This window comes from Blautia sp. DFI.6.71, from assembly GCF_020593585.1.
Taxonomy (GTDB): Bacteria; Bacillota; Clostridia; order Lachnospirales; family Lachnospiraceae; genus Blautia_A; species Blautia_A wexlerae.
Genome location: NZ_JAJDMJ010000075.1, coordinates 1 through 12,961, shown reverse-complemented (window position 1 = coordinate 12,961; position 12,961 = coordinate 1). Strand labels below are relative to the sequence as shown.

Below are 12,961 nucleotides of genomic sequence, written 5' to 3'. Positions count from 1 at the left end.
GCGTCTGGAAGCACGCGACTTCAGTCGTGTGAGGATAAAGTTTTTAATTCACGATAATAAATGCACTGGATTGATTGCAGTATTTTATGGAATCGATATAAATATCAGCAGTCCATCACAGCAGTATATAAGCAGTAAATCTTGAAAAAGGTTTGCTGCTTTTTTTGCGCTCATTCCCCTGTGAGCTTATTTGCTTAAAGGGGAATCTGATCCATATACTTCTAGCATAGACTTGTAATTACCTGGGTCTGTTTGGATAAAGTTGATTTTATATAGTGAACATTTAACTTCGTTTGGAAAAGTTGTGTTTTAACAGGGTGAGATGCTGACAGATGATAATTAAAGTTTCTGATGAGATGCTGGTTGGGTGATATAAAAAGATAAAACTGCAGAAAATAGAAAATTTGCTGTTCCTTGTAAAAGATATAACATTTTGTGCATGTTTTGTATTATATCGTTTATGTGAATTTGAGATAAACAGAGTTATAATTGTATCAATAAAACTCTAAAGTAATGATTTCTATCTTATAATTATTCCAATGAAAATGGGAAACTGCAGGAATTGATGTCAATTTGGCTAATAAAGCATTGGGGGCTGGTTACAAACCTGTATTGACGGAGATTATGTACAGGGGAGATACAAGACAGGATAACGTGCTGCTGAGAAGAGTAAAATTCTAAGGAGAAAGGAATATTAATGAACATTATTTTTACATCCAATAAAGAAACATATAAAAATATCAGGCAGGGGACAGAAATATTACTCAGTGAAAGTGACATTTTTACTGAAAATATAGAATTGTCTGTAGAATTTCAGGACAGACCGGAAATTGCGGTAAGTAAGAATGGAAACCAGATCCATGTGATCTGCCGTGAAGCAGCTCATTATTACCGTGCATTAAACTATGTATTGCATCATATGGAAGATAAAGCATTCCAGTATCAGGAGCACATTTATTTTGAAAGAAACGGTCTGATGCTGGATTGTTCCAGAAATGCTGTGTTTACAGTTGAAAAAGTGAAATTCCTGATTCGAATACTGGCAAAGCTGGGAATGAACGTGCTTATGCTTTATACAGAAGATACTTACGAAGTAAAGAGTGAACCTTATTTTGGAGCCTATCGTGGAAAATATACCAGAGATGAGATAAAGGAAATTGATACATATGCTGCTATGTTTGGAATAGAACTGGTTCCATGTATTCAGACACTGGCTCATTTGCACAATGCCCTTAAATGGCCGGAAATGAGTGAAATCCGTGATTCCGCTGATATTCTTCAGCCGGGGAAGGAAGAAACCTATCAGTTTATTGAAAAACTTCTGATTTCAGTGAAAGAGAATTTTTCTACAAGCAGGGTACATCTTGGAATGGATGAAGCGGTTATGTTGGGACTGGGAAATTCCCTGAGAGAAAATGGATATAAAGAAGGTTCTCTGCTGATCAGGGAACATTGTGACAGAGTCATGGATATTTGTAAGACACTGGGGTTAAAACCGATGATATGGAGTGATATGTATATTACTGCAAACACGCGTGGTGGTTATTATGATGTGCCGGAAAATGCTGACTGCTCTCAATGGGAAAAACCGGACAGGAATTTAGGGTTGGTATACTGGGACTATTATCATGATGATATCAGGGATTATGAGAAAATGCTGGATATTCATGAACAGCTTTCAGATAATATTATATTTGCAGGCGGATCATGGATATGGAATGGAATTTCTCCCAATTACTCCAAAACTTTTGCATGTACCAATGCCGCACTTGGGGCATGTAAAGAATATGACATGAAAGAAGTTCTGTGTACTGCATGGATGGACAACGGGGCAGAGACTCCGGTAGATGCGTTACTTCCGGGAGTTGCCCTTTTTGCACATCTTGGTTTTCATAAAGAATATGATGAGAGTATCCTGAAGGAAGAGTTTAAAAACTGTACAGGAGGGGAATTAGACGATTTCATGGAACTGGACCGTTTTGATTCCTTATTCCTGAATGAAAAAGGGAATCAGGAAGCTCAGAATCCGTCCAAGTATCTGTTATATCAGGATCCAATGCTGGGCATCTTTGATTATCATGTAAAGGCATCAGGTACAGATATTAAGGCATATTATCAGGAAATATACAGCCGTATGTCTGAAAATTGTACGAAATCAGCGAAATATGGACTTGTGTTTTCTTTCTACGAAAAGCTGGCAGCTGTACTGGCTGGTAAAGCTGATCTGGGAGTACGTATCAAAGATGCCTATGACAGGGAAGAGAAAGAGATACTAAAAGAAATCAGTCAGAATGAAATCCCTGATATCATCTGCAATCTTGAAGAGATGAAACGGATCAGAGAGGAAATCTGGATGACAGATGCAAAGCCATTTGGCTATGAGCTGCTTGATGTGAAATTAGGTGGAGTGATCACCAGACTTAAAAGCACAGGACACCGGATTGATGATTATCTGAATGGAAAGGTTTCCAGACTGGAAGAACTGGAAGAGACCAGGCTTCCATATTTTACTGGTGAAATGGATAAGCGTGAAAACCGCTGGGATCGGATTATCAGCGGATGTGATTTAAATGATACGATCTGAACAATATAAATCATGAAGGGATTTGATCTTCAAATGGAAATTATGTTAGTTCTGATAATTGCTATATTTACAGCGATTTTTTTCAGATGCATTTTTGAATGGACGATAAATTCAAGTAAGTGTGCCGGAATAAAACTTTTTACACTTTGGGTATCCGTATATTCTCAGTAATACACTTCGCAATATGAAAAATAAGTTGCTGAACAGTCATCACCTATATTATAATGAAGCTATAACACCTTTTTAAATAATACATTTGAGACAGTTCAACTTTCACGCTCTGTTAAGCCGGATCAATATACATTATTTACGAGGAGTGCTACAGGTACAATAAAAAACGGACAAGAGGCAGACTGATATGGAAAATAAACTGGAACATTTAAAAGAATATCTGAAGGGACTTGGCAGTGTAGCAGTTGCTTTTTCAAGTGGAGTGGATTCTACATTCTTATTAAAAGTAGCTCATGATGTGCTGGGTGATAAGGCGATTGCGATTACGGCTCAATCCTGTTCTTTCCCGAAAAGAGAGTTGAATGAAGCGAAGGCATTCTGCGAGAAAGAGGGGATTCAGCATGTGATCTGCCAGTCTGAGGAATTGGAGATTGAAGGATTTTCAAAGAATCCTCCGAACAGATGTTATTTATGTAAAAAAGAACTGTTTGAGAAGATTGGCGATATTGCAAAAAAGAATGGGATTGAATATATTGCAGAGGGATCAAATATGGATGATAACGGCGATTACAGACCAGGTCTGATCGCCGTAAAAGAACTTGGAGTTAAGAGCCCGCTACGTGAGGCGAAGCTGACGAAAGCGGAGATCAGAGAATACTCAAAGGAACTGGGGCTTCCGACTTGGGACAAACAGTCATTTGCCTGTCTGTCCTCCAGGTTTGTCTATGGAGAGACCATCAGTGAGGAAAAGCTTGGAATGGTTGAGAATGCAGAGCAGCTTTTACTTGACTATGGATTCCATCAGGTACGTGTCCGTATTCACGGTTCACTTGCAAGAATTGAGATCATGCCGGAGGAATTTCCGAAACTTCTGGAAAAAAATGTCCGAGAGGATATTGCAAAGAAATTTAAGGAGTATGGATTCACTTATGTGACCATGGATATTCTGGGATATCGTATGGGAAGTATGAACGAAACACTTGGCGAAAATGACAAAACGACTGCAGATAGCAGCCTTAGGGGTAAAAACGAATGACAGTAAAAGAGAGAATAACAGCACTTCGTGCACGCATGAAAGAGACAGGAATTGATGCATATCTGATTCCTACAGATGATTTTCATGGTTCAGAATATGTAGGTGAATATTTCAAATGCAGAAAATATATCACAGGATTTACCGGTTCTGCAGGCACTGCGGTGATCATGCAGGATATGGCAGGATTATGGACGGATGGACGTTATTTTATCCAGGCTGCAGATCAGTTGGAGGGAACAGGAATTACTTTATTTAAAATGGGTGAACCGGAAGTTCCCACAGTTCATGAATTTCTGAAAAAAAATCTGACACAGGGAAGGTGTCTGGGATTTGACGGACGTACTGTCAGTGCAAAAGAGGCAGCAGAATTGGAGAAAATGCTGGATGAAAACGGTGTGTCTCTCAGTGTTGATCACGATCTGGCAGGTGATATATGGGAAAACCGTCCGGTACTTTCCTGTGAACCGGTTACAGAGCTGGATATAAAATGGGCAGGAGAATCCAGAGCTGATAAATGCGCAAGAATCCGCAAAGCAATGGAGAAGAAGGGTGCAGATTTATTTGTACTGACTTCTCTGGATGATATTGCCTGGCTGTTAAATATACGTGGGGGAGATATCCACTGTTGTCCGGTGGTTCTTTCTTATCTTGTAATGACAAAAACAGAGATCAGACTTTTTGCAAATGAGAAAGCCTTTCAGACAGACGTACTGGAAGCGCTGGAAAAAGATGGTGTGACCCTTTTTCCCTATGACAGTATCTATGAGTATGTGAAAACATTTAAAAAGGACAAAAAAGTTCTTCTCTGCAAAAAGAAAGTCAACAGTCGTCTGGTTAGCAATATTCCGGCAGACACCCGGATTCTGGATGAAGAAAATCTTACACTTCTTCCCAAGGCAACGAAGAATCCTGTTGAGGTGGAAAATGAACGCATTGCGCATATCAGAGACGGAGTTGCAGTTACAAAGTTCATATACTGGTTAAAGAAGAATGTTGGAAGGATTCCAATCACAGAATTAAGTGCAGCAGAAAAGCTGTATGAATTCCGTTCGGAACAGGAGGATTTCATAGATAACAGTTTTGATCCGATTATTGCCTATGGAAAGCATGCTGCTATTGTACATTATTTTGCAACACCCGAAACGGATATTCCTCTGGAACCATCCGGCTTTCTTCTGGCAGATACAGGAGGACATTATAAAGAGGGAACTACTGATATTACCCGTACTGTTGTCATGGGGCCGACTACTGAGGAAGAGAAAAAGTACTTCACAGCAGTTTTGCGGGGAACTCTGAATCTGGGAGCTGCCAGATTTCTTCATGGCTGTACCGGTGTAAACCTGGATATTCTGGCGAGACAGCCGTTGTGGGAAATGGGAGAGGATTTTAAACATGGAACCGGTCATGGAGTAGGATATCTTCTGAATGTCCATGAAGGACCCAATAGCTTCCGATGGAAAATTGTTCCGGGTGGAAATGCAGTGCTGGAGGAGGGAATGATCACCTCTGATGAGCCGGGATATTACAGAGAGGATGGATTTGGAATCCGTCATGAAAATCTGATGGTCTGCAAAAAAGCTGAAAAAACAGAGTATGGTCAGTTTATGTGCTTTGAATTTCTGACTATGGTACCTTTTGATCTGGATGGAGTGGTGCCGGAACTGATGAGTGTCCGGGAACGTAACCTTCTCAATGATTACCATGCACAGGTATATGAGAAGATTTCTCCGTATTTGAACGAAGAAGAAAAAGAATGGCTGAAAGATGCTACCCGGGCAATCTGATAAAAATAAAAAAACATTTTACAAAATCAAAAAGAGGAACAGCCGTGATGGACAGCTGTTCCTTTTTGATTTATTATCTGGTTTGTTTTATTCAGAAACTTTTGCAAACTGGCTGTTATATAAAGTATGGTAAAATCCACCTTTTGCAATCAGCTCATCATGAGTACCCTGCTCAATGATACTTCCGTCTTTCATAACAAGAATCAGATCTGCATTTCGGATGGTTGAAAGCCTGTGAGCTACGATAAAGCTTGTTCTTCCCTCCATCATTCGTTCAAACGCTTCCTGAATTTGTAATTCTGTTCGTGTATCAATACTGGAAGTGGCTTCATCCAGAATCAGCATCGGAGGCAGACAGAGCATAACTCGTGTGATACACAGCAGCTGTTTCTGTCCCTGGCTTAAGCTGTCTTCGTTGAGCATGGTGTCCAGTCCTTTAGGAAGCCTCCGGATAAATTCCCAGCTGTGGGTAAGCTTGGCTGCTTCGATGATTTCAGTATCTGTAGCTTCCGGTTTTCCAATCGAGATATTGTCGCGGACAGTTCCGTTTTTGATCCATGTTTCCTGAAGCACCATACCATAGCTGCTTCTGAGAGAATGGCGGGTAATGTCTCTGATTGGTTTGCCGTCAACGGAAATAGATCCGGAATTTACATCATAGAATCTCATCAGAAGGTTGATAAAGGTTGACTTACCGCATCCGGTAGGTCCTACAATGGCAACGCGCATACCTGGTTTTACATGGAGATTAAAGTCCTCAATCAGTTTCTTTGATTCATCATAATGGAAGCACACATTCTTAATATCTACTTCACCCTTTACATCTTTCAGTGTCTCAGAAGCCTCTGCAACTTCCGGTTCCTCCTCCAGCAGATCGAAGATTCTGCCTGCACAGGCAAGAGCATTCTGAAGTTCTGTAACAACGGAACTGATATCATTGAATGGTTTCATATACTGGTTGGCATAGGAGAGAAGTACGGAAAGTCCTCCGACTGTCAGTCTGCCTCCAGGGATAATGAATGCACCCACCAGTGCAACACAGGCATAAATAATATTATTGACAAAACGGGTGGAAGGGTTTGTCAGGCTGCTGTAAAAAACAGCCTTCAGACTGCATTCCTGTAATTCTTCGTTAACCTTTGCAAAGCGTTCAGAAGATTTTTCCTCATATCCAAAAGCCTGAACAACCTTCTGGTTTCCAATCATCTCTTCAATGAGAGCAGTCTGACGTCCTCTGGCATCGCTTTGCTTCCGGAACATCTGGAAGGTATGGGAAGAAATAAATTTGGCCACCAAAAAGCTTACGGGGGTCAGGACAATGACCATCAATGTAATCCAGAAGTTTTTGGAGAACATGAAGATCAGTGTTCCGATGATCGTTACGATTCCGGAAAAAAGCTGGGTAAATCCAAGCAGCATACCATCGGATAGAATATCTGTATCTGCGATAATACGGCTGATGATATCTCCGGTACTGTGTCCGTCAAGGTAAGAGAGGGGAAGTACCTGAATGTGTCGGATGGCTTTGGCACGGATATCCTTTACTGTCTGGTAGGTCATGCGATTATTGATCACATTCATAAGCCACGTGGCAGCAGAAGAGAGGATGACCATTACAAGGATACGTGACAGGTAATACCACATCATTTCGAAGTTTACCTGATGTTGGGCAATGACCTGATCAATGGCATTTCCGAATAGGATTGGGACATACAGCTGAAGGATAACGGAAACTGCTGCCAGTATGATACTGAAGATCAGCAGAAAACGGTATCTTCCGATGAAACGCAGTACTTTAAAAAAAGTTTCGCTGCTTTTGCTTTTAGCAGGATCTTTTATTGTTGATCTGCTCATACAGTCACCTCCTTCATTATATTACCTGCAGATACAGAGGAGTATCTGGCTCTTTCTTCCGGAAACTGAGAGAAGTAGATTTCCCGGTAAGTATCACAGGTACGCAGCAGTTCAGCATGAGTACCCTTACCTGCCAGAGTACCGTTATCAAGGACAAGGATCAAGTCTGCCTGCTGAATGCTGGAGGAACGCTGGGATACCAGAAATGTAGTTACTTTCCAGTCAAGTCTGTTGAGAGACTTACGCAGTGCTGCATCAGTGGCAAAGTCCAGGGCACTGGCACTGTCATCCAGAATCAGGATTTCAGGTTTTTTTACCAGGGCACGGGCAATGGTAAGTCTTTGTTTCTGGCCGCCGGAAAGGTTTTTACCGTTCTGTTCCAGCATAAAATCAAGCTGTCCCGGTTTACCCTCTACTACCTCTTTTCCCTGTGCTGTGGTAAGTGCCTGCCACAGATCCTCGTCAGAGGCATCTTCCCGGCCCCATTTCAGATTGTCTCGGATAGAGCCTTTGAAAAGAGCTGCCTTCTGCGGAACAACGCCGATTCTGGAGCGGAGATCACTTCTGGTGTAATTTTCAATATTCTGACCATCCAGCAGAACAGTTCCTTTGCTGGCATCATAGAATCTGGAGATCAGATTTACCAGAGTGGTTTTTCCGCTTCCTGTACCACCGATAATACCTACGGTCTGTCCCTTTTTTACAGAAAAACTGATATGGGAAAGACTGGGGGCACCGGCTTTGCTGTACTCAAAGGTTACGTCATTGAATACGATGGCATTTTCAGAAAGTGATGCATCAGCAGTTGCTGTTGCAAGGTCCTTCGATATCTGAGCAGAATATGTGGAGGAAGAGGGGTAATCCATAGTAGATTTCACTTTCAGGATATCTGCCACACGTCCTGCGCAGGCTGCAGATTTGTTCAGGGTGATGATCAGGGAGGCAAGCTTGATCAGTTCCACGATCATCTGAGCCATATAGTTATAAAGGGCAACAACCTGTCCCTGCTGCATACCGCCAAGATTTACTTCTACTCCTGCTTTCTGGATCAGAATAACAGTAGCAATATTGATCAGTACGTAAGTGACCGGATTTAACAAAGCGGAAAGCTTTCCTACAAAGAGATTTAACTTTGTCAGCTCCTGATTGCGGGTATCAAATTCTGCAACTGCCTCTTTTTCGCGGCAGAATGCACGGATAACGCGGACGCCTGTAAGGTTTTCTCTGGTCAGTCCGGTTACTGTGTCCAGTTTTCCCTGTACTTTTTTAAACAGAGGAATACTGAGAAACATAATGACAAAGACAACCAGAAACAGAAATGGGATCGCAACAGCAAAAACCAGGGCACATTTAAAGTCAATGGTAAATGCCATGACCATGGAACCAAGTACGATAAACGGACTTCGAAGAAGAAGACGAAGTCCCATATTTAATCCGTTCTGAATCTGATTGACATCATCGGTGAGTCTTGTGATAAGAGTATCTGTTCCCAGTGTATCCAACTCTGTATAGGACAGATGCTGTACATGGTCATAAACTGCCTGTCTTAATTCTGTGGCAAAGCCCACGCTGGCTTTAGCGGCAAAGAACTGAGCTGTGATGGTACTGGCAAGACCAAGAGCCGCCATTAGTATAAGAATAGAAAATCTCTGGACAATGTATTTGTTGTCATGGTTTGCAATACCTACATCAATGATCTGTGCAATGACGATAGGCACGATCAGGTCAAATACAACCTCCAGAAATTTAAAAAATGGCGCCAGGATGCTTTCTTTTTTGTAGTTTTTTAAATAAACTGCCAATGAACGCATTTTAAAAATTCCTTCCTTTCGTAAAAAATCTTTCCTATATTATTTCTTCCTTTTTTTGAAAAATAATACATTCAAAAGTGTATCATTTGAGACTTTTTTGTCAAGAAGAATGTGCAAAAACAGATGAACTTTGGAGAAAATTCAGCTTGACTTCAAAAAAAGATATTACTAAAATATTCCGTAGCGCTATTTGTACGCTGGCAACTGATAAATTATTATTACCATAATGAGGAAGAGACAGACTATGGAGATTATTGAGACATTTGGTCATTATGTGGAAAATCTGACGGATAAAAAGCCTCAGTCAGCCCGCCGGCTGTTAAAAACCGGCTGGGAGGCGCAGAATCTGAAGTTCCGTTACATGCAGGACAAGAGACTGATGCCTGCAGACAGGCATCTTGCAAATCTGATGATGGATACCATGCTGCGGCCCATTCAGAAACCGGAAGATTCTGTTATTGTAAGTATTTTTACACCCTGCGAAATGATGCAGGAGGTGGGATTACATCCCTATAATGTAGAAGGATTTTCCTGCTATCTTTCTGCAAGCAAAGCAGAGAGGGCATTTTTGCAGCAGGCAGAGAATCAGGGAATTGCAGAGACACTGTGCAGTTATCACAAGACATTTCTTGGTGCAGCGCAGAAAGGACTTCTGCCAAAGCCCAAATGTATTGTTTATACCAACCTGACCTGCGATGCTAACCTGCTCACCTTCCGTACCCTGGCAGATTTTTACCAGGTACCTGTATTTGCCATTGATGTACCATGGAATCAGACCACAGAGAATGTACAGTATGTGGCAGATCAGTTAAAGGATTTAAAAATATTTCTGGAAAAAAATACAGGAAAAACAATCTCTGAGGACAGATTAAAGGAACGTCTTGCCTGCAGTAAGCGGACTCTGGAGAATTACAAAAAATATCAGCAGATGCGTGCAGACAGATATGTGCCCTCTGATCTGGTCACACCCTTGTATGCAGGAATGACAAACAATATCCTTCTGGGAACAGCAGAAGAAGAGAAGTATACACAGATGCTTCTTGAAGATATTAAGAAAGCACCGGCAGCGAAAGGGAAACACATTTACTGGATGCATACCATTCCATTCTGGTCGGATGTAGTGCGCCAGGAGCTTTGCTTCAGTGAGAAAGCCCAGATCGTAGGATGTGAACTTGCAGAAACCTGTGAGCCGGATTTTGATCCTGAGAACCCCTTTGAAGCAATGGCAGAAAGAATGGTATATCATTCACTGAACGGAAGTGCCCTTAGAAGGATTGAAGCCGGTATCCGCCATGCGAAACAGGCAGGAGCAGACGGTGCTGTGTGGTTTGGACATTGGGGATGTAAACATACGCTTGGTGCGGCACAGCTTGCAAAGAAGAAGTTCGAGGAAGCCGGTCTGCCCCTTTTGATCCTGGACGGTGACGGGTGTGATCGAAGCCATGGAGGAGAAGGACAGACTTCCACCAGGCTGGGAGCTTTTCTGGAAATGCTGGGAGGTGCTGAGAATGAATAAAACTTACTATGTCTGTAAATATACCCCAATTGAACTTCTGGAATCTCTTGGCGGGGAATGTGAGAACTTTAATCATATGCCGGAGGGATTTGACCTGGCCGATCAGGTTTCACATCCCAATATCTGCGGTTTTGGAAAAACACTTCTGGAAGGAGTCATGGAGGGGAAAATCAAGGAACTTGTCCTGGTGAGCTGCTGTGATACTATCCGGAGTGTCTATGACATTCTGCTGGAAAGCGGCAAGCTGGATTTTCTCTATATTTTGGATGTGCTTCACTGTGACAGTGCCTGTAGCAGAGAGCGTATGGCTGTACAGTTAAAAGGGCTGGCGAAGGCTTATGCACAGTACAAAGGCACAGAGTTTGATGCCGGAAAATTCCGGGCTGCTTTCCATGCACAGGAGAAAATCACAAAGTCCCATATTGCAGTGCTTGGCGCCAGAATGGGGCAGGAATTATTTGAAATGACCAGCAAAGCTATGCCTCTTCCTGTAGAGAATGATACCTGCGTGCATAACCGTTCTGTGGGAAATATACTTCCACCGGAGGGTGCTTCTTTTGATGAGCTGATGGACTGGTATGCAGGTGAGATTCTGGGGCAGATTCCATGTATGCGTATGATGGACCCGACAGGTCGTAAGAAGCTTTATAATGATCCGTCTGTTGCGGGGATTATTTATCATACAGTGAAGTTTTGTGATTTTTACAGCTTCGAATATGCTGAGATCAAGAACCATACAGATGTACCTCTTTTAAAAATTGAATCAGATTATACTATTCAGAGCAGCGGTCAGCTTCTTACCAGACTGGAAGCTTTTGCAGAGAGCATTCAGCCTGAAACACTGGAGCAGACCATAGATGGAGACACAAAAGGAGAGAGAAAAATGGGAAAAGGTTATTTCGCAGGGATTGACAGTGGTTCCACCAGTACAGATGTGGTGATTTTAAATAAAGACCATGAGATTGTGACCAGTATTATCCTGCCTACAGGAGCAGGAGCTGCTATCGGAGCAGATCGTGCCCTTGCAGAAGCATTGAAGGAGGCCGGATTGCAGAGAGAAGATATTGATGCGCTGGTTACTACCGGATACGGACGTACAGCTATTAAAAATGGTGATAAGAGCATCACAGAGATCACCTGTCATGCAAGAGGTGCGCATTTCCTGAATCCGGAAGTCCGTACTGTTATTGATATTGGCGGACAGGACAGCAAGGTGATCCGACTGGATGAGAACGGTGCAGTTGCAAACTTTGTTATGAATGACAAATGTGCGGCAGGAACCGGACGATTTCTGGAAATGATGGCACGTACCATGGAAATGAATCTGGATCAGATGAGCGAATGTGGGCTGGAATTCAAAGAAGATATTACAATTTCCAGTATGTGTACAGTATTTGCAGAATCAGAAGTTGTATCCCTGATCGCCCAGAATAAGGCAACAGATGATATTGTCCATGGCTTGAATAAGGCGGTTGCCGTAAAGACTGCCGCCCTTACCAGACGTGTGGGCGGTGAGGAGAAATATATGATGACCGGTGGTGTTTCTAAGAATAAGGGCCTGGTAAAGACACTGGAAGAGAAGCTTGGAACAAAGCTGGTGATCAGTGACAAGGCTCAGCTTTGCGGTGCACTTGGCGCGGCACTGTTTGCGGCTGATATGGCTGATGTATAAAAATTATTTAAATATCCAGGGATTTTACAAGGTGGAAATCTCTGGAATTTTTATACTTTTTTTATAAAAGTTTAATTTTCTATTGACGAGTTCGAATTTAAGAGCTATAGTATACCACAGTAACAGCAAATTAACGAGGTGAAGTTTGCAGGAAAGAGGAAGCCACACAAAAGGCTATACCCGCCGAAGGAGTAAAACTCTCAGGTTCCCTGGATGCAGGGAAGAACTGCAAATGGATCGTTTCTCTGGAGACACCCGTTAGATCGGGGGCCGAAGGTGCAAATAACACGAATTATCAATAGCTACCCACAAATGGTTATCTGATTCGTGTCTTGAATCTCTCAGGCAAAAGGACAGAGGATGCTTTATCATCCCCGCTGATTCATATGAACTATATGAACAGTATTTTCTGAACTTCTGATTTTTGAAACGGTCTGTTATTACTTTGTTTCCCAGCTGTACAATATATTACACTTTTTAATAGGTAATTGCGAAACAAGTTCGCAATCTTGATTGAAAACAAGGATAGAATC

7 protein-coding genes and 1 riboswitch are annotated in these 12,961 nt (G+C 42.1%); of the genes, 5 read left to right on the top strand and 2 right to left on the bottom strand.

Translation table 11 applies throughout. From position 1 onward, the window contains the following. Nucleotides 1–697: 697 nt before the first annotated feature. From LJE12_RS18310 to LJE12_RS18300, 3 genes are all read left to right on the top strand, one after another. On the top strand, nt 698–2,584 hold the full coding sequence (locus tag LJE12_RS18310; RefSeq protein WP_227227117.1) for a beta-N-acetylhexosaminidase: 1,887 nt from the start codon (nt 698–700) through the stop codon (nt 2,582–2,584). 358 nt (nt 2,585–2,942) lie between these two features. Further along, on the top strand, nt 2,943–3,791 hold the full coding sequence (gene larE / locus LJE12_RS18305; protein WP_227227118.1) for an ATP-dependent sacrificial sulfur transferase LarE: 849 nt from the start codon (nt 2,943–2,945) through the stop codon (nt 3,789–3,791). Then, a complete protein-coding gene (locus LJE12_RS18300) occupies nt 3,788–5,575 on the top strand; it encodes an aminopeptidase P family protein (RefSeq protein WP_055152884.1) in 1,788 nt (595 codons plus the stop codon). Before larE ends, LJE12_RS18300 begins: the two co-directional genes overlap by 4 nt. Nucleotides 5,576–5,662: 87 nt before the next feature. Here LJE12_RS18300 and LJE12_RS18295 read toward each other — a convergent pair whose 3' ends face one another. After that, nucleotides 5,663–7,429, bottom strand: coding sequence for an ABC transporter ATP-binding protein (locus tag LJE12_RS18295; protein WP_118340071.1), 1,767 nt, complete (start codon nt 7,427–7,429; stop codon nt 5,663–5,665). Then, on the bottom strand, nt 7,426–9,240 hold the full coding sequence (locus LJE12_RS18290; RefSeq protein WP_227227119.1) for an ABC transporter ATP-binding protein: 1,815 nt from the start codon (nt 9,238–9,240) through the stop codon (nt 7,426–7,428). Before LJE12_RS18290 ends, LJE12_RS18295 begins: the two co-directional genes overlap by 4 nt. 244 nt (nt 9,241–9,484) lie before the next feature. Here LJE12_RS18290 and LJE12_RS18285 point away from each other — a divergent pair, with 244 nt between their 5' ends. Both LJE12_RS18285 and LJE12_RS18280 read left to right on the top strand, forming a co-directional pair. After that, on the top strand, nt 9,485–10,756 hold the full coding sequence (locus tag LJE12_RS18285) for a 2-hydroxyacyl-CoA dehydratase subunit D (protein ID WP_227227120.1): 1,272 nt from the start codon (nt 9,485–9,487) through the stop codon (nt 10,754–10,756). Continuing rightward, a complete protein-coding gene (locus tag LJE12_RS18280; RefSeq protein ID WP_008703563.1) occupies nt 10,749–12,428 on the top strand; it encodes an acyl-CoA dehydratase activase in 1,680 nt (559 codons plus the stop codon). The genes LJE12_RS18285 and LJE12_RS18280 overlap by 8 nt, the downstream gene beginning before the upstream one ends. 235 nt (nt 12,429–12,663) lie before the next feature. After that, nucleotides 12,664–12,795, top strand: a riboswitch (glycine riboswitch). Nucleotides 12,796–12,961 lie beyond the last annotated feature (166 nt).